Origin of the sequence: Actinomycetospora soli (assembly GCF_021026295.1) — a bacterium.
Lineage (GTDB): Bacteria > Actinomycetota > Actinomycetes > Mycobacteriales > Pseudonocardiaceae > Actinomycetospora > Actinomycetospora soli.
Genome location: NZ_JAJNDA010000001.1, coordinates 290,477 through 308,740, shown reverse-complemented (window position 1 = coordinate 308,740; position 18,264 = coordinate 290,477). Strand labels below are relative to the sequence as shown.

Here is an 18,264-nt window from a genome sequence, read left to right as displayed (position 1 = left end):
CCGGGTGCTCAGGCGCGGGTCTGGATGACGAGGTCGCCGGTGCCGTCCACGACGGCGTCCTGGTCGGGGCCGATCACCACCGTCGTGTCGGCGAGCTCGACGATCGCGAGGCCGTCGATGGTCATGCCGTCGTGCAGCTGCTCCCCGCGCCACACCGCGGCGTCCTGCCAGCCGCCGCCGTGGAAGACCCGGCGGGTGCCGGCGGCGCCGCCCGACCCGGTGGTCGGTCCGGCCACCGAGGAGAACTCGGCGCGGGGGACCGGGCTGGTGGCGACGACCCGGAACGTCGTGATCTCCACGCCGCCCTCGAGGAACGCGGCGCCCTTGCCGAAGCGGCCCTCGTACTGCTCGACGAACCGCTCCACCATCCCGTTCACGTCGTCGGCGGTCAGGGCGCGCCGCCCGGCCTCCAGCGTCACCGTCAGGACGTGGATCTGGGCGCGGAACCGGATCTCGACCGACCGGACGACGGTGACGGTGTCCTCGTCGGCGCCGGCCGCGACGAGGTCGCGGGTGGCCCGGCGGGCGAGCGTCTCGAACGTGGCGGTCAGGGTGTCCGGCGGGAGGGCCGCGGCGTGGTCCGTGGTGCCGGGCGGCGTCTGCATCGGCTGGGAGATCTCCTCGACCATCGTCAGGTCCGAGCAGCCGATCCCGAACGCGGAGTGCACCGAGGCGGTGATGGGCACGATGATCTGCGGGCAGCCCAGCTCGGCGCCGTAGGAGAACGCGTGGAGCGGGCCCGCCCCGCCGTAGGCGAAGACGGCGAAGTCGGTCGGGTCGTAGCCCTGCTCCACCGTGACCTGGCGGACGAGGTCGGCCATGCGGGAGTCGACGATCGTCTTGATGCCCTCGGCGGCCTGCTCGACGGTGAGCCCGGCCGGCTCGGCCACGTGGGTCGCGATCGCGTCGCGGGCCTTCCCGACGTCGAGCGTGAGCCGGCCGCCGAGGAAGTTGTCCGGGTTGAGGTAGCCCAGGACGAGGTCGGCGTCGGCCACGGTCGGGCGGTCGCCGCCACGGCCGTAGCAGGCCGGTCCCGGGCGGGCGCCGGCGCTCTCCGGGCCCACCTGCAGCACCCCGTTGCGCACCGAGGCGATCGACCCGGCCCCGGCGCCGATCGCGCGGACCGCCACCGAGGGCAGGGCGAGCTGGTCGCGGCCGATCAGGGTCGTGTTCGACATGACCGGCAGGCCGTCGAGGACGAGCCCGACGTCGAAGCTGGTGCCGCCCATGTCGGTGGTGACGACGTTGCGGTGCCCGGAACGGGTGCCGAGGAACTGGGAGGCGATCACGCCGCCGACCGGCCCGGACATCACCGTCGCGGCGGCCCGCTTCTCGACCTCGTCGAAGGTGGCGAGCCCACCGTTGGACTGCATCAGCAGCGGGCCGCTGCGCAGACCGGCCTTCGTCAGGGTGTGCTCGAAGCTGTCCAGGGACCCCTTGAGCACGGGGCGCAGGCTCGCGTTCACCGCGGTGGTGAGCGTGCGCTCGTACTCGCCGATGCGGGGCAGGAACTCGCTGGAGAGCGTGACGCCGAGCTCGGGGGCCTCCTCGGCGACGATCTCGGCGACGCGACGCTCGTGGGCGTCGTTCGCGAACGACCAGAGCAGGGCGACGGCGATGACCTCGGCGCCCCCGTCGCGCAGCGCGCGGACCGCGCGGCGGACGTCGTCCTCGTCGAGCGGGCAGACCACGCGCCCGGCGTAGTCGATGCGTTCGGTGATCTCCTCGGTCATCGCCCGCGGGACCACGGTCGGCTGCTTGACGAGCGTCCGGAAACGCTTGATGTCCTCCTCGTCGAGCCCGATGCTCTTGAACCCGCGCATGATCGTGAGGGTGTCGCCGAACCCCCGGGTCTGGAGCAGCCCGACGCGGCGGGCGCGGCCCTCGAGCATCGCGTTGGTCGCGATGGTCGTGCCGTGCGCGAACACCTCCACCCGGCCGAGCAGGTCGCCCAGCTCGACGCCGCGCTCGGCGGCCGCGTCGACGAGCGTGTCCAGCACGCCCTCGGCCGGGTTGTCGGGGACGGTCGAGGACTTGTAGCGCCCGACGTGGCCGTCCTGGTCGATCACGACCGTGTCGGTGAACGTCCCGCCGATGTCCGAGGCGACGTAGTAGGTGGGCATGGGGTCACTCCTTCGTGGACTCCGCGGAGCTCGTCGATCGTGGTCTGGATGTGGGCGCGGGCCAGGCGCTCGGCGGCGTCCTCGTCGGCGTCCTCGATCGCCCCGGCGATGGCCTCGTGCTCGCCGATCGTGCGGGTGGCGGTGGCCGGTTCGACGAGGGCGACGGGGGCGAAGACCTGCGCGGTCATGCGCAGCACGGGCGCCTGCGCGACGAGGAACTCGTTGCCGCTCAGGTGCAGGATCTGTTCGTGGAAGTCCACGTTGGCCCGGGTGTAGGCCCGTGGTGACCACGGGTCCAGCGCGGCGCGCTGGGTGGTGATGACGCGCCGCAGGTCCCGGCACCGGGCCGGGGCGGGCCGGGAGCGTGCGGCCAGCCGGGCGGCGAGCCCGTCGAGCACCGCACGCACCTCGTAGGCGGCCAGCAGCGTGTCGACGTCGCCGGTCACCACCCGGGCGCCCTGACCCGGTTCGACCCGGAGCAGGCCGTCCTGCTCGAGCACCCGGAGGGCCTCGCGCAGCGGGGTGCGGCTCACCCCCAGCTCGGCGGCGAGGCTCTCCTGCGGCAGCCGCGCCCCGGGCGGGTAGCGGCCGGCGTAGATGCGTTCGCGGAGCACCGCGGCGAGCTCGTCGACGAGGCCGGTGGCGGCGGACACCCGTCGGTCCACGGTGACCTCCTGCCGTCGTCGGCGTCGTCCGGTAGCTCTGGATACAGCGGCCAGAGAGTGGACTGTGACGCGGACGATAGTCAAGGAGTCCACCTGTTCCCGCTGATGAGAGGGCTCGTCGTGGCCTCGGGAAGCCCGGTGCGCGGTGCCGACGACGTCTCTTGACGGCGGCGAGTGCGCGCTGCATGCTCGCTGGACCGCCTGCTGGTCAGACCAGCAACGACGTCGTCGTCAGGAGGGGTTCGTGACTTCGCGACCCGCGTTCGTGCTGCCCGACATCCCCGCGGGGCTCCCGATCGGTCCCGGATGGCGGACCGACGTCGCCCACGCTCCCGTGGTCTTCCCGTTCGACGGGTCGACCGTCGCGCAGGCGCCCGTGGGCACCGTCGAGCTGGCCGGCGAGGCGCTCGCGGCCGGTGCCGCGGTCCGCCGGGAGGTCGCCGCCCTGAGTTCGGCCACGCGCCGCGCGATCCTCCTCGGGGTGGAGCGCGAGCTCGCCGCGCACGCGGAGCAGTTCGTCGAGCTGCTGATCGCGGAGACCGGCAAGACCCGCGCGGACTGCACCGTCGAGTTCTCCCGCACCGTGTTCACCTGGACCGCGACGGCGGAGGAGGTCGCGCACCTGCACGGCGAGACCGTGCCGCTGGACCTCCAGCCCTCCGGCGAGGGGATGGTCGGGTACTGGACGCGCCGGCCGATCGGGCTGGTGATCGGGATCGCCGGGTTCAACGGCCCGGTGCTGCTCGCCTCGCACAAGATCGCCCCGGCGATCGCCGCCGGCTGCCCCGTGGTCTGCAAGCCCGCGCCGGCCACACCGCTCACCACGCTCTGGCTCGCCGACATCGTCCGGCGCGTCGCGGTGGAGCACGGCGCCCCGGCCGCGATGGTGCAGGTCGTCACCGGCGACGCCGAGGTCGGGCGGACGCTGGTCACCGCCCCCGAGGTGGCGGCGGTGTCGTTCACCGGGTCGGCCGCGGTGGGGCATCGGATCGCCCGCGACGCGGCGCCGCGCAAGACCCTGCTCGAGCTCGGCAGCAACGCCGCGCTCGTCGTCGACACCGACGCCGACCTCGACCGCGCCGTCGACGCGGTCCTGCGCGGCGGCTTCTACTTCAACGGCCAGGCCTGCATCGCCGTGCAGCGGGTGATCGTCTGCGAGCCGGTGCGCGAGGACCTCCTCGGCCGGCTGACCGCCCGCATCGGCGAGCTCACCACGGGCGACCCGCGTGACCCGGGCACGCGTATCGCGCCGCTGATCGACGAGTCGGCGACCCGCCGCGTCCTCGACTGGATCGAGCAGGCCGAGCGCGCCGGGGCGACGATCGTGCACGGCGGGCGCGCGGCCGGCCGCTCGATCGAACCGACGATCCTGCTCGACGTCCCCGAGGACCAGCAGGCCTGGTGCGAGGAGATCTTCGCGCCCGTGGTGGCCGTGAACTCCGTGCCCGACCTCGACGCGGCCCTCGCGACGGCCAACCGGTCCCGCTACGGGCTGCACGCCAGCGTGTTCACCCGCTCCCTGGCGACCGCCTTCCGGGCCATCGACGAGCTCGAGGTCGGCGGCGTGATCGTCAACGAGGTCCCCGGGTTCCGGTCGGACGTCATGCCCTACGGCGGGGTGAAGGACTCCGGCATCGGGCGGGAGGGGCCCCGCTTCGCGATCGAGGAACTGACCGTGACCCGCATGGCCGTCATCCGGCCCCAGTGACCCCGGGAGAGACCGACGTGACCGACTACCGACAGCTGTTCGACCTGCGGGACCGGCGGGCGCTGCTCCTCGGCGCCGGGGGGATCGGACGCGAGGCCGGGCTCGCCCTGGCCGCGCACGGGGCCGAGGTGGTCTGCGCCGACCGCGACCTCGCCACCGCCGAGGCCACCGCCGCCGCGATCTCCGGCGACGGGGGCCGGGCCCGCGCCGTCGCGCTCGACATCACCGACCCCGCCGACCTCGAGCGTCACCTCGACGAGATCGGGGACCTCGACGTCGCGGTGCTCACCGCGGCGATCAACGTCCGCAAGCGGATCCTCGACTACGACCTCGACGAGTTCGACCGGGTGGTCGGGCTCAACCTGCGCGGGACCTTCGTCGTGCTGCGTGCGGTCGGGGCCCGGATGGTCGCCCGCGGCTCAGGCAGCATCATCGCGTTCTCCTCGATCCGTGCCCGCACCGTCGAGCCGGGCCAGAGCGTCTACGCCGCGACGAAGGCGGGGCTGGAGTCCCTCGTGCGCGCGGCGGCGGTGGAGTTCGGGGAGGCCGGGGTCCGCGTGAACGCCGTCGCCCCCGGCGTCGTGGAGACGCCGCTGACGGCGCAGATCCGCGCCGACGAGGACTGGTACCGCGCCTACGCCACCAAGGGCGCCCTGGGCCGGTGGGCCTTCCCCCCGGAGCTGGCCGGCGCGGTGGTCTACCTCGCCTCGGACGCGGCCAGCTTCGTCACCGGCTCCACGCTCAGCGTCGACGGCGGGTGGACCGCGGTCGACGGCCGGTTCACCCCGCCCACGTGAGCGGGCACCGTCGTCGGCGCGGCTACCGTGGACGTCCGTGAGGACGCGCCGATGACCGACACCGGGGGCGGCGCGGGGACCGCGGCCGGCGAGCACCGAGCGTACCGACGGGTGGTCGACGACGTCGAGGCCCGGATCGCCTCCGGCGACCTGCGCCCCGGCGACCGGCTGCCCAGCGAGCGGGAGCTGGTCGACCGGTACGGGATCGCCCGGTCCTCGGTCCGGGAGGCGCTGCGCGTCCTGGAGAGCCTCGAGCTGGTCCGGTCGGCCCCGCGCGACCCCCGCGGGCCCCTGGTCCTGCCGGTCACGGCCGCGCCCCTGCGCCGCTCCCTCGGGCTCATGACGGCGAGCCGGACGATCACGCTGCCGGAGCTGGTCCAGCTGCGGATGGTCATCGACGCGTCGACCAACCTCATCGCGGCCCGTCGGCGGACACCGGCGCACCTCGTCGCGCTCGAGCGGAACATGGCCCGGATGCGGGGCCTGCTGCACGAGAGCTATGCCCGGTTCAGCCACGCCGACCTCGAGTTCCACGAGATCCTCGCGGACGCGGCGGGACACGAACTCGTCCGGCTCTACGGCGAGGCCGTGCGGGAGGCGGTCCTCGACCTCATCCAGCAGACGATCCTCGACGCCGACGACCAGGAGGCGCACAAGCTGCGCTCGATCCGCCACCACGCGGCGGTGTTCGACGCGGTCGAGGCCGGCGACGGTCTCGCGGCCTCGCGCCTGGCCCGGGAGAGCCTGTACCAGTACTACGCCGACCACGTCGGGGACGAGGACCGCGAGATCATGGCCGCCCTCGTCCGCGAGTGCGGTGGACGCACGGACGGCTGAGCGGCCCTCAGCGGACGCTCGTCGCGTGCAGCTCCACGAGCCGCGTGAAGATCTCCGGGTACTCCAGGTTCGTCAGGTGGCCGGCGCGGGGGAGGACCGCCAGGTCGGCGACGGGGAGCGTGCGCCGCAGCATGAGGGTGGCGTCGATGGCCTCGTCGTCGCGGTCGCCGACCACGAGCAGCGTCGGCACCGTCATCGCGACCAGCCGCTCGGTGAGGTCGTAGAGGGACGGCCGGGACGCCTGCACCCCGCGCATCGTCAGGGCCGCGCCCACCGGGTCGTGCTCGGCGAGGATGCGCAGGTGCTCGTCGTGGGCGTGCTCGTCGCGCTCGCGCAGCGACAGCCGGGCCGGGCGGTTGCCGTACTCGGCGGCGACGGCGGCGCTGCCCTGCGACTCGTAGGCCTCGGCGAGGGCGAGCGCGTCGGCGCGGAACGCCTCCGCGCGGTCCGGCGCCGCCCCGTAGCCGCAGCCGGCGACGACGAGACCGGTGCACCGGTCGGGACGCGTCAGGCCCAGGTGCAACGTCGCGAACCCGCCCATGGAGTTCCCGACGACGAGCGCCCGCTCGATCCCCAGCGCGTCGAGCACCGCGACCGCGTCCGCGACCGCCCGGTCCTGCGAGTAGGCGGCCGGATCGGTCGGGACGTCGGAGTGCGGGTAGCCCCGGGCGTCGTAGGTGATGCAGCGGTAGCGGCCGGTGAGGTGGCCGAACTGCGGCGCCCACGAGCGGTGGTCCCCGCCGAACTCGTGCAGGAACAGCACGGGCGGTGCGTCGCCGCCCGTGTCGTAGACCGCCAGGCCGACCCCGTCCTCCGTCGTCACCCGCACGCCGCCGCCACCCCCTCCAGGCTCTCGACCGCGGCGCGGACCGGCGGCCTGTGCGTGGCCGTGTCGCGGACGACGGCCATGATGGTCCGCACGGGGGTCGGCCGCACCACCCGGACGGTGCAGAGCTCCGGCGGGAGACCCCGCGTCCCGAGCAGCAGCAGCACCGTCGGCCACCTCGTCGCGGGCTCCTCGCCGCCGCCGGCCAGCTTGTCGCGGGCTCCTCGCCGCCGTCGGCCACCCTGTCGCGGTCGTTCACAACGACAAGGTGGCGCAGCCGCGTCGGCAGCCCGCGACAGGTGCTCAGTCGTCGAGCCCCAGGTGCGAGCGCAACGTCGTGCCCGCGTACTCCTCGCGGAACAGCTTGCGACGCTGCAGCTCGGGGACCACCTGGTCGACGAAGTCGTCGAACGTCCCCGGGAGCTGGGCGGCGGAGAGGATGAACCCGTCCGCCTCGCCGCCGGTGAACGACGCCTCGATCTGGTCGGCGACCTCGGCGGCCGTGCCGACGAACTGGGGGAGCAGGATGCCCTGCGCGTAGAGCCGCCCGATGTCGCGCAGGGTGAGGCTGTCCCGCTCGGAGAGCCGGCGGGCCACGTCGAACAGCCCCTGCGACCCGGGCACCTCGACCTGCTCGACCGGCGCGTCGAGGTCGTAGGCCGAGAAGTCGTGGTCGGTGTGCACGGAGAGCGTGATCAGCCCGGACACGGGGTCGGCGAGCTCGTTGTGGAACGCCTGCTTCTCCCGCGCGATCGAGTTGGTCTCCCCGACGAAGGGGATGAACGACGGCAGGACGTTCACGTGGTCGGGGTTGCGCCCCGCGTTCGAGGCGAGGCTCTTGACGTCGTCGTAGTACGCCCGACGACCCTCCGGCGTGGGGTCGATCTCGAAGATCGCGTCGGCCCAGCGAGCGGCGAACGCCTTGCCCTTGGGCGACGAGCCGGCCTGGAACAGCACCGGCCGTCCCTGCGGCGAGCGTGGGGTCGGCAGGGGCCCGCGCGTCCGGTAGAAGGCCCCGTCGTGGTCGACCCGGTGGACCTTGTCGGGGTCGGCGAAGAACCCCGAGGACTTGTCGCCGACGAGCGCGTCGGGCTCCCAGCTCTCCCAGAGGGCGACGGCGGCCTCGACGAACTCCTGGGCGCGGTCATAGCGCAGGTCGTGGTCGAGGGCCTTGTCCAGCCCGAAGTTGCGGGCCTCGGCGCTGGAGAGCGAGGTGACGATGTTCCAGCCCGCCCGGCCCCGGCTGAGGTGGTCGAGGCTCGCGAAGACGCGGGCGACCTCGAAGGGGTGGAAGTAGGTGGTGCTCTTCGTGACGGCGACGCCGAGGTTCCGCGTGACCGCGGCGATGCTCGCGACGACGAGCGACGGGTCGATCGTCGCGCTGGCCTGCGTCCCACGCCGGAGCGCCTCGGCCTCGTCGCCGCCGAAGTTGGTGGGCACGGCGAGCAGGTCGGCGAAGAACACGAAGTCGAACAGGCCGCGCTCGAGGGTGCGGCCGACGCGGTGCCAGTAGTCGGGGCCGAACACGTCGAGGTCGGAGGCGGGGTGGCGCCACGCGGCGTGCGAGTGCGGGACGTGCGAGGCGATCTGGAAGCCACCGAGGTGGAGCTGACGCGGCACGAGGAGGAGTCCTTCGGATCGGCGGGGCGCGGCGACGGACGTCGCGGGGCGCGGGAGGACGCACGCCACGGGCACGGACCCGGGCGGCGGACCGGATCGATCAGAAGGGTCGACAGGCGCAGCTGCACGTGCGCATGAGGTCGACGAAACGGCGGCTGACCAGCACGCGCATCGTGATCCTCTCGCCGGTGGGCTCGCCCGATCCTCACCGGCTCCTCGACATCGGGTCAACAGGCGGCGCGAGCCCTGTGGCGACGGTCTCGAGATGTCCGGTCCTCGGGCTGCGGGGCGGTCGAACCGGCACCTGCCCTCCCGGCAGGCCGGCGTGCGGTGCGGAAAGCGGATCGTGACGCAGCCATGCGTCGATCTGGCCTGAGCATCACGCGCTGTCTCGAGCACCGACCGGCCGGTGCTGGCTCACCTTGTCGCGGGCTCCTCACCGTGGCCGGTCACCTTGTCGTCGTGATCACCACGACAAGGTGGCGCGGTCCGGTCGGCAGACCGCGACAAGGTGCTCCGGCGGGGTGGTCGGACTCGTCGGGAGCGCGCTGTGCCTGGTCGGGGTGGCGGTGTCGCGGCGGTCGTGACGATGTGGCGTTGCTGTCACCGGGTGCAAGCAATGACGCATTGCTTGCACCCAGGAACCAGTGACACAGAGCGCGCACTCGACGGCGCCGATCGTGGGATAGCTTAGGCTCCCCTCACGGACGAAAGGGGTGCTGGTGACGATCCGGACGATCCTCGCGGTGGCACTGTCACTGACGGTGCTCGCGGGCTGCGGGAGCGGGGCGGAGCAGACCGCGCCGCGCATCGAGGGTGCGCCCACCCTGACGATCTACAGCGGCCGCAACCAGGAGCTCGTGGGCGGCCTGCTGGAGCGGATGCAGACCGCGATCGGCGCCAACGTCGAGGTGCGCTACGGCAGCACCGGCGAGATGAGCGCCCAGCTCCTCGAGGAGGGCGCGGACACCCCCGCCGACGTGTTCTTCGGCCAGGACGCCGGCGCGCTGGGCGCGCTGTCGAAGGCGGGCCTGCTGGCGCCGCTGCCGGCGGAGACCACCGCGAATGCCCTGCCGCAGTACCGGGCGGCCGACAACACGTGGGTCGCCACCTCGGGCCGCTCCCGCGTCGTCGCCTACAACCCCGACCGCACGCCCGCCGACCAGCTCCCGCCGAACGTCGACGCCCTGCTCGACCCGCGCTGGCGCGGCCAGATCGGCTACGCCCCGTCGAACGCGTCGTGGCTCTCGTTCGTCACCGGCCTGCGTCTGCTGCGCGGCGAGGACGGGGCGCGGCAGTGGCTGACCGCCTTCGCGGGCCAGCAGCCGCAGCGCTTCGACGGCAACGGCGCGATCGTCGACGCGATCAACCAGGGCACCGTCACCCTCGGCCTGGTCAACCACTACTACCTCTACGAGAAGACCCACGACATCGACCCGGCGACCTACCGGGTGGCCAACCACTACGTGCCGAACGACCCGCTCGGCCTGGTGAACGTCGCGGGTGCCGGCGTGCTGCGGGCCACCGACCAGCCCGAGCTCGCGAACCGCGCCGTGCAGTTCCTGCTCTCCCGCGACGCGCAGCAGTACCTGGTCGACGAGACGAACGAGTACCCGACGGTCGCCGGTGTGGCCCGCTCCCGGGCGGTGCCGCCGCTGCCGCCGATCGAGACGCTCTCCCCGCCGCCGGTGCGCCTCGCCGACCTCGACTCCGTGGACGTCACCCAGCGGATGCTGCAGGAGACGGGGCTGCTCTGAGCGCTCGACGTCCGCCGTGGCCCCTGGTGGTCTGGGGTGCGGCCGCCGCCGTCGTGGCGGCCGTCCCCCTGGTCCACCTCGTGACCCGCGTGGTCGGCGCGGGCGGGCCCGCGGTCGTCGCCACGCTCACCGCCCCGCGCACCCTCGACCTGCTCGTGCGGTCGGCCGCCCTCACGGCGGCGGTGACCGCCGCCTGCGTCGCCCTCGGCACCGTCGCCGCGTGGCTCGTCGCCCGGACCGATCTCCCCGGACGCCGGGTCCTCGCGGTGCTGCTGCCCCTGCCGCTGGCGGTGCCCTCGTACGTCGCCGGGTTCACGTGGGCGGCCGAGGCGCCGTGGCTGGCCGGCTTCCCGGCCGCCTTCGCCGTGCTCACGGCGGTCAGCTACCCCTACGTGCTGCTGCCCGTCCTCGCCGCGCTGACCGCCGCCGACGGGACGACCGAGGAGGTCGCCCGCTCGCTGGGTCACGGCCCGCTCCGGGTGGCGTGGACCGTCACCTGGCCGCGCGTCCGCCCCGCCGCGACCGCGGGCGGGCTGCTCGTGGCGCTGTACGTCCTCTCCGACTTCGGCGCCGTGTCGCTGCTGCGGTTCGACACCCTCACCCTCGGCATCTTCACCAGCTACCGCGGCACCTTCGACCGGACCCCGGCCTACGTGCTCGGCCTGCTGCTCGTGCTCCTCGCGGTCGCCGTCGCGCGGGGGGAGGCCCGCGCGCGCGGCCGTGCCGAGGCGCCGGTCTCCTCGGCCGCCGGCCGCCCCGCCCCCCGCGTCGCGCTGGGTGTCGCGGGTCCGTTCGCGACGGCGGGTCTGGTCGCGGTCCTGCTCGTCGCCCTCGGGGTGCCGGTGGTGAGCCTGGTGCGGTGGTCGGCGCTCGGGGCGTCGTCGCTCGACGTCGCCGACCTGGCGGCCGCCGCGGTCGCGACCGCCGGGGTGGCGTTCGCCGCGGCCGTGGTGACCACCGTGCTCGCCGTCGGGGTCGGGGTGCTCGGCGCCCGCTGGCCCGGCCGCACCACCCGCGGGCTCGAGGAGCTCTCCTACCTCGGCCACGCGCTGCCCGGCCTCTCGGTCGGGCTCGCGGTCGTCGCGCTCGGCGTCGCCTGGCTGCGCCCGCTCTACCAGACCACCACGCTGCTCGTGCTCGCCTACGCCGTCCTCTTCCTCCCGCTCGCGGTCGGCGCGGTGCGCTCCGCGGTGGAGGCCACCCCGCCGCGCTTCGAGGAGGTCGCGCGGTCACTCGGGCGCGGCCCGCTCGCAGCCCTCGCCCAGGTCACCGCGCCGCGGGCGGCGCCCGGGATCGCCGCGGGCGCGACGCTGGTGTTCCTGACCGTCGCGAAGGAGCTCCCGGCGACGCTGCTCCTGCGTCCCACCGGCACCGAGACGCTCGCCGTGCGGCTGTGGTCGCTGTCCTCGGTCAGCCGCTACGCCGCGGCCGCCCCCTACGCCGCCGTGCTCGTGCTCGTGGCCGCCCTCCCCGTCGTCGTGCTGCTGCGGGGAGTCGACCGGAGGAGGCAGACATGACCGACCCCGCCCTCGAGGTCCGCGGGCTGCGCGCCTCCCACCCGGGCGCCGTCGTCCTGCACGACGTCGACCTCACCGTCGCCCCCGGCTCGCTCACGGCCGTCCTCGGCCCCTCCGGCTGCGGGAAGACGACCCTCCTGCGCGTCGTCGCGGGCTTCCACGGTCCCGACGACGGGTCGGTCCGGCTGGGCGGGCGCCCGGTCGCCGGGTCCGGTGTCACGACCGTGCCGCCCGAGCAGCGGCGCATCGGCCTCGTGCCCCAGGACGGTGCGCTGTTCGAGCACCTCACCGTGGCCGGCAACGTCGGGTTCGGGCTCCGCTCCCTCGACCGCGCGGCGCGCCGCGAGCGGGTCGCCGCGATGCTCGACCTCGTGGGGCTCGCCGAGCTCGCCGCCCGCCGGCCGCGTGAGCTCTCCGGCGGTCAGCAGCAGCGGGTCGCGCTCGCGCGGGCCCTCGCCCCGCAGCCCCGCCTGGTGCTGCTCGACGAGCCGTTCTCGGCCCTCGACGCCAGCCTGCGCCAGGAGCTGCGGGAGGAGGTCCGGCGTGTGCTGCGCGCCGCGGGGGCGGCGGCCGTCCTCGTGACCCACGACCGGTCGGAGGCGCTCGGCCTCGCCGACCGCCTCGTCGTCCTGCGGACGGGTCGGGTGGTGGCCGACGACGACCCGCGCACGGTCTACCGCGACCCGCCCGACGCCGACGTGGCGCTCCTGGTCGGCGAGGGGGTCCTGCTGGCCGCCCTACGACGTGGCGACCACGCCGACACCGATCTCGGGCGGCTCGCCGTCCGCGGGCCCGGCGAGGGCGGCGGCCACGTCGTCGTCCGTCCCGAGGAGCTCGTGCTCGTCGACGACCCCGCGGCCGTCCGGCTGCCGGTGCGCGAGGTGCTGTTCGCCGGGGCCACCAGCACCGTGGTGCTCGGCCTGCCCGACGGCGGGTCGGTACGGCTGACCACCGGCGGCCCGGCGCCCGACCCGGGCGCGGTCGTCGGGGTGGCGGTCACCGCGCCGGTGCGTTGGCTGCCGGCACCGGAGCCGTCGCGGGCCGAGCCCGTCCCCGCCGGCGGCTGACGGCCGCGACCCCGGCGGCCCCGACCCACCACGCCGCCACCCCGACGGCCAGGGCGAGGACGACGAGCACCGGACCGGGCACCCCGCGGTCCGCGAGGCCGAGCACGGCGAAGTGGGTCAGGTAGATCGCGAGGGAGGCCGCCGCCAGGGTCGAGGCCACCGACGCGATCGCCGCCGGGAGGGCGACCCGGCGGACGAACAGCAGGATCAGCACCCCGACCGCGACCAGCGCCGCACGCCACGGCTCCACCGGGAAGAAGGTCCCGGCGAGGACGAGCGCCGCGAGGCCGACCGCACCCCGCCGGGCCGGCGTGGTCGCCCGGAAGACGACCCAGCCGAGCACCACCAGCCAGGCCACCCGGTGGGTGTCGAAGATGCCCTCCAAAGCGGTGTCCACCGGCCAGAACCGCCCGACCAGCGCGCCCGCCAGGACGGCGACCGGGAGGCCGAACGGGTACCGGCGGTCGAGCCGGCGTACGGCCGGCACGGCGTGGAGCAGGGCGAGGAGCACCACGATCTGCAGGAGCGCCGCGATGAACCAGTAGGCCGGGATCAGCGGCGTCACGACCGAGCCGAGGAGCAGGGCGTCCACGGGCGCCGCGTCGGGCTCGGTCACCGACCGCAGCGCGATCCAGGCGGCGGACGGGACCGCGAGGGCGGCGGCACCGCGCAGGAGCCGGCGCGTCGGATCGGGGGCGGCCAGCGCGAAGCGGGCCACGGTGAACCCGGCCAGCACCAGCAGCAGGTGCGCGCCGCCGAGCACCTCCCACACCTCGGCGTGGGTGCCGACGACCGCCACGATCGCGGCCGCGCGCAGGGCCACCACGGTCTCGATCTCCCGGCGGCCGGCGCGGCCCCGGGGCGGGACGGCCGGCGTCGCGACGCCGAGCTCGCCGAGCGGGATTCGGTCCCAGCCCTCCGGCAGCCGACCGAGGACCCGCTCCAGATCGGCGGCGGCCCGCACGTAGGTCAGCGAGGTGCCGCCGAGGTCGACGAAGCTCGCGTCGTCGCGCAGCGGCGTGCCGGGCAGGGCCCTGGCGAACACCTCACGCACCGTGCGCGGGCGCCCGCGCACGCCGCCGGCCCGCCCGAGGGCGCGGACGGCGACGTGGTCGACCTTGCCGTTCGTCAGCCGCGGCAGCTCCGCGACGGGGACCACGAGGGGGCGGGCCGGCAGCCCGGTGAGCAGGGTCCGCGCCGCGTCGACCGTCGTGGCGTCGCCGACGACCGCGACGACGAGCGTGCCGTCGTCGCCCGCGCAGGCCGCACGTACCCCGCCGTCGTGCAGCAGCCGCTCGAGCGCGTCCAGGTCGACCCGGACCCCGCCCGGTTTCACCACGCGCCGCAGCCGACCCGTGACCTCGACCGACCCGTCGTCGTGAACCCGCCCGAGGTCACCGGTGCGCAGGGCCTCGACCTCGCGGCCCCGGGCGAGGTCGGCGGGCGAGTCGGCGTAGCCGAACATGACGTTCGGGCCGTGGTAGACGAGCTCGCCGTTCCCGGCGACGGTGAAGCGCCCGCCGGCCAGCGGGCGTCCGACCGAGTCCGGCCGCACGGCGGCGAGGTCGGGATCGGAGATCGTCATGCGGGCCGTGGCCTCGGTCTGGCCGTACATGACGTGGAAGCGCCAGCCGCGGCGCCGCCCGAGCTCGGTCCAGCGGGTGACGTCCTCGGGGGCGAGGCGGCCGCCGGCCTGCGTGACGTAGCGCAGGTCGGTGAGCGAGGACAGCGCGGGAGCGCCGTCGAGCAGCCCGAAGGTGTGCGGCACCCCGTGCAGGCTCGTGGCCCGACCCGCGTGGACCCCGGCCCAGAACGACGGCTCGGTGACCGCGTCGGGGCGCAGCAGCAGGGCCGCACCGCGGTCCAGCGTCGTGTGCAGGACGGACAGGCCGTAGCAGTAGTGCAGCGGCAGCATCGCCACGGCGCGGTCGTCGGGCCGCACGTCGAACCGGTCGGCGACGGCGGCGACGTTCGCGTCGACGCCCGCCGCGCCGAGCCGCACCAGACGCGGGGAGCCGGTGGAGCCCGACGTCGCGAGCAGCAGGGCGAGGCCGGGGTGCAGCTCGTGCGCGGACCCCGGCCGGGTCTCGGTGACGGTGCCGGCCACCACCACGGCGTCCGGGTCCCAGGCGGCCCGCAGCGCCGCGACGCGCGCCGGGTCGGGCGGCGCGAGCAGCACCGCGTGCCCGCCCCGCAGGGCCCCGAGGTAGCCGACCACCGACGCCACGTCGATCGACATCACCGCGAGGACCAGCCGACGGCGCGGCCCGAGCGCCCGCGCGACGGTGTCCGCACGGGCCGCGAGCTCACGGTAGGTGACCGACTCGTCGTCGGAGACGAGGGCGATCCGCCCGTCGTGTCGCGCGAGCTCGCGGGCCAGGCTGATCACACACGCATCGTGGCGGATCCCGGACGAAAAGGACAGGCTGCCCTAACTTCGCTCGGGGTCCGACGATGTGGCGTTCCTAGCACTGGGTGCAAGCAGTGACGCATTGCTTGCACCCAGGGGGTGCTCAGCCGTGCTGCACCTCCGCGCGGCCGGCCTCCAGACGGGCGACCGGCACCCGGAACGGCGAGCAGGACACGTAGTCCAGGCCGGCGCGGTGGAAGAAGTGCACCGAGTCCGGGTCGCCGCCGTGCTCGCCGCAGATGCCGAGCTTGAGGTCCGGCCGCACCTCGCGGCCGCGCCACGACGCGATCTCGACGAGCTCGCCGACGCCCACGGTGTCGAGCGACTCGAACGGCGAGACGCCGAAGATGCCGTGGTCGAGGTAGGCGGAGAAGAACGAGCTCTCGACGTCGTCGCGGGAGAACCCCCACGTCGTCTGCGTGAGGTCGTTGGTGCCGAACGAGAAGAACTGCGCGACCTCGGCGATCTGGGCGGCCACCAGTGCGGCGCGCGGCAGCTCGATCATCGTGCCGACCTGGTGCTCGACGGGGGCGCCGCCCACCAGCGACTCCGGCTCCTGCACGACCTGGGCGATCTCCGCCGCCACCGCCTGCAGCTCCTGCACCGTGCCGACCAGCGGCACCATGATCTCGGGGAGGACGTTCACGCCCTCCTCGGCCAGGGTCGCCGCCGCCCGGGTGATCGCGCGGATCTGCATCGCGAACAGACCGGGCACCTGGATCCCGAGCCGGACGCCGCGCAGCCCCAGCATCGGGTTCTGCTCGTGCAGCCGGCGCACGTTCTCCAGCAGCGCCTCCTGCTCGTCGGTCAGCTCGCCGCGCTCGCGGGCGACCGCCACCTCCACCGACAGCTCCGTGAGGTCGGGGAGGAACTCGTGCAGCGGCGGGTCGAGCAGGCGGATCGTCACCGGGAGGCCCGCCATCGCCCGGTAGAGCGCGGTGAAGTCCTCGATCTGCATCGGCAGGAGGGCGGCGAGCGCCTTCTCGCGCTCGTCGCGGGTCTCGGCCAGCACGAGGTCCTCGACCAGCGAGCGGCGCTCGCCCAGGAACATGTGCTCGGTGCGGCACAGCCCGATGCCCTCGGCGCCGAACCGGCGGGCCAGGGCCGCGTCGTCGCCGGTGTCGGCGTTCGCGCGGACCTTCATCCGCCGGCGGGCGTCGGCGTGGGACATGAGCCGGTCGACGGCGACGACGAGCTCGTCGTCGGGATCGACCTCGCCGGTCTCGAGGTAGGAGACGACGGGGCTCGCCGACACCGGGATCTCGCCGAGGTAGACCTCGCCGGAGGTGCCGTCGATGGCGATGACCTCGCCCTCGTGGACCTCCCGGCCCGAGGCCGTCGTGAACTTCTTCGCCCGGACGTCGACCTCGAGCTCCTCGGCCCCGCACACGGCGGTCTTGCCCATGCCGCGGGCGACCACCGCGGCGTGCGAGGTGCGCCCGCCGCGGCTGGTCAGCACGCCCTCCGCGGCGATCATGCCGCCGAGGTCGTCGGGGTTGGTCTCGCGGCGCACGAGGACGACCTTCTCGCCGCGCCTCGCCCAGGCGATCGCGGTCTCCGAGTCGAAGACCGCCTTCCCGCCGGCCGCGCCGGGGGAGGCGTTCATCCCCGTCGTCAGGAGCTCCTTCTCGGCGTCCGGGTCGAAGCGGGGGAACATCAGCTGCGCGAGCTGGTGGCCGGTGACCCGCAGCAGGGCCTCGTCGAGGTCGATGAGGCCCTCGTCGACGAGCTGGGTCGCGATGGTGAACGCGGCCGCGGCGGTGCGCTTGCCGACGCGGGTCTGCAGCATCCACAGCTTGCCGCGCTCGATGGTGAACTCGATGTCGCAGAGGTCGCGGTAGTGCTGTTCGAGCGTCGTCATGATGCCCATGAGCTCCTGGTAGGAGCTCGGGTCGAGGCGCTCGAGGTCGGTCAGGGGCAAGGTGTTCCGGATGCCCGCGACGACGTCCTCGCCCTGCGCGTTCTGCAGGTAGTCGCCGTAGACGCCGCGGGTGCCCGACGCCGGGTCGCGCGTGAAGGCGACGCCGGTGCCGGAGTCCATGCCGAGGTTGCCGAACACCATCGAGCACACCGAGACCGCGGTGCCGAGGTCGGCGGGGATGCGCTCCTGGCGGCGGTAGATGTGGGCGCGCTCGGAGTTCCACGAGTCGAAGACCGCGCGGACGGCGAGGTCGAGCTGCTCGCGCGGGTCCTGCGGGAAGTCCCGCCCGGCGTGCTCCCGGACGAGGCCCTTGTAGGTCTCGACCAGGGTGGCGAGGTCGCCGGCGTCGAGGTCGAGGTCGTTCTTCGTGCCCTTCGCCGCCTTGGCGGCCTCGAGCGCGTCGTGGAAGTGCTCGGCGTCGATCCCGAGCACCGTGGCGCCGAACATCTGCACGAGGCGGCGGTAGGAGTCCCAGGCGAAGCGGTCGTCGCCCGCCTGCGACGCGAGCCCGTGCACCGAGGTGTCGGTGAGCCCGACGTTGAGGACGGTCTCCATCATCCCGGGCATCGAGAACTTCGCACCGGAGCGGACCGAGACGAGCAGCGGGTCGTCGGCCTGGCCGAGGTGCTTGCCCATCGTCGACTCGAGCGCGGTCAGGTGCTCGGTGACCTCGTCGGCCATGCCCTCGGGCTCGGCGCCGCCCGCGAGGTAGGCGCGGCAGGCGTCCGTCGTGATGACGAAGCCCGGGGGCACCGGGAGGCCGAGGTTGGTCATCTCGGCCAGGTTCGCCCCCTTGCCGCCGAGCAGGTCGCGCTGGTCCCTGTCGCCCTCGGCGAAGTCGTACACGTACTTGGTCATCGCCCACCCCTCCGGTCCACCGACACACCCGGTGAGAACGTGGCACGTCACGCGGATGGAGGCCATGCCCCGACCGGCGCAGGGCCCGACTCGCTCGATCCAGTAGATCCAGCCCACACCACGGCCCGCCGCACCCCCTCCAACCGGCCGGTAACAGG

The 18,264-nt window shown here is 74.5% G+C and carries 13 protein-coding genes; 6 read left to right on the top strand and 7 right to left on the bottom strand.

Features of this window, described 5'->3' with window-relative positions; all coding sequences use genetic code 11:
- Positions 1 to 8: 8 nt before the first annotated feature.
- Both LN037_RS01510 and LN037_RS01505 read right to left on the bottom strand, forming a co-directional pair.
- Positions 9 to 2,123, bottom strand: coding sequence for a hydantoinase/oxoprolinase family protein (locus tag LN037_RS01510; RefSeq protein ID WP_230749143.1), 2,115 nt, complete (start codon positions 2,121 to 2,123; stop codon positions 9 to 11).
- Positions 2,066 to 2,788, bottom strand: coding sequence for a GntR family transcriptional regulator (locus tag LN037_RS01505; RefSeq protein WP_230749141.1), 723 nt, complete (start codon positions 2,786 to 2,788; stop codon positions 2,066 to 2,068). Before LN037_RS01505 ends, LN037_RS01510 begins: the two co-directional genes overlap by 58 nt.
- 268 nt (positions 2,789 to 3,056) lie before the next feature.
- Between LN037_RS01505 and LN037_RS01500 the strand changes: the two genes are divergently transcribed.
- Genes LN037_RS01500 through LN037_RS01490 form a run of 3 tightly spaced genes read left to right on the top strand, consistent with a single transcriptional unit; the run spans position 3,057 to position 6,130 of the window.
- Complete coding sequence (locus tag LN037_RS01500; protein WP_255692880.1) at positions 3,057 to 4,496, top strand: aldehyde dehydrogenase family protein; 1,440 nt, start codon at positions 3,057 to 3,059, stop codon at positions 4,494 to 4,496.
- Between the two features lie 17 nt (positions 4,497 to 4,513).
- A complete protein-coding gene (locus LN037_RS01495) occupies positions 4,514 to 5,293 on the top strand; it encodes an SDR family NAD(P)-dependent oxidoreductase (protein ID WP_230749136.1) in 780 nt (259 codons plus the stop codon).
- Positions 5,294 to 5,344: 51 nt separating this feature from the next.
- Positions 5,345 to 6,130: a FadR/GntR family transcriptional regulator gene (locus LN037_RS01490; RefSeq protein WP_230749133.1), complete on the top strand. Its 786-nt coding sequence runs from the start codon at positions 5,345 to 5,347 to the stop codon at positions 6,128 to 6,130.
- 7 nt (positions 6,131 to 6,137) lie between these two features.
- Here the strand turns inward: LN037_RS01490 and LN037_RS01485 are convergent, their stop codons facing one another.
- The 3 genes from LN037_RS01485 to LN037_RS01475 all read right to left on the bottom strand — a co-directional run bounded on the left by LN037_RS01485 (position 6,138) and on the right by LN037_RS01475 (position 8,576).
- Complete coding sequence (locus LN037_RS01485) at positions 6,138 to 6,959, bottom strand: alpha/beta fold hydrolase (RefSeq protein ID WP_230749131.1); 822 nt, start codon at positions 6,957 to 6,959, stop codon at positions 6,138 to 6,140.
- Entirely contained in the window at positions 6,950 to 7,123 is a 174-nt protein-coding gene (locus tag LN037_RS01480; RefSeq protein ID WP_230749129.1) for a hypothetical protein, read from the bottom strand. Before LN037_RS01480 ends, LN037_RS01485 begins: the two co-directional genes overlap by 10 nt.
- 136 nt (positions 7,124 to 7,259) lie before the next feature.
- Positions 7,260 to 8,576, bottom strand: a complete 1,317-nt coding sequence (locus LN037_RS01475; protein ID WP_230749127.1) for an LLM class flavin-dependent oxidoreductase — start codon at positions 8,574 to 8,576, stop codon at positions 7,260 to 7,262.
- 746 nt (positions 8,577 to 9,322) lie between these two features.
- Here LN037_RS01475 and LN037_RS01470 point away from each other — a divergent pair.
- From LN037_RS01470 to LN037_RS01460, 3 genes are read left to right on the top strand one after another with little or no spacing between them, the layout of a single operon-like run.
- Positions 9,323 to 10,333, top strand: coding sequence for an iron ABC transporter substrate-binding protein (locus LN037_RS01470; protein WP_230749125.1), 1,011 nt, complete (start codon positions 9,323 to 9,325; stop codon positions 10,331 to 10,333).
- Positions 10,334 to 10,359: 26 nt separating this feature from the next.
- On the top strand, positions 10,360 to 11,850 hold the full coding sequence (locus LN037_RS01465) for an ABC transporter permease (protein ID WP_230749123.1): 1,491 nt from the start codon (positions 10,360 to 10,362) through the stop codon (positions 11,848 to 11,850).
- Entirely contained in the window at positions 11,847 to 12,917 is a 1,071-nt protein-coding gene (locus tag LN037_RS01460) for an ABC transporter ATP-binding protein (RefSeq protein WP_230749121.1), read from the top strand. Before LN037_RS01465 ends, LN037_RS01460 begins: the two co-directional genes overlap by 4 nt.
- Here LN037_RS01460 and LN037_RS01455 read toward each other — a convergent pair.
- Both LN037_RS01455 and ppdK read right to left on the bottom strand, forming a co-directional pair.
- Positions 12,847 to 15,306: an AMP-binding protein gene (locus LN037_RS01455; RefSeq protein ID WP_230749119.1), complete on the bottom strand. Its 2,460-nt coding sequence runs from the start codon at positions 15,304 to 15,306 to the stop codon at positions 12,847 to 12,849. The genes LN037_RS01460 and LN037_RS01455 overlap by 71 nt on opposite strands.
- Positions 15,307 to 15,430: 124 nt before the next feature.
- Positions 15,431 to 18,106 carry a pyruvate, phosphate dikinase gene (ppdK, locus tag LN037_RS01450; protein WP_230749117.1) on the bottom strand — a complete coding sequence of 892 codons (2,676 nt, stop codon included), beginning with the start codon at positions 18,104 to 18,106 and terminating at the stop codon, positions 15,431 to 15,433.
- Between the last annotated feature and the right edge of the window lie 158 nt (positions 18,107 to 18,264).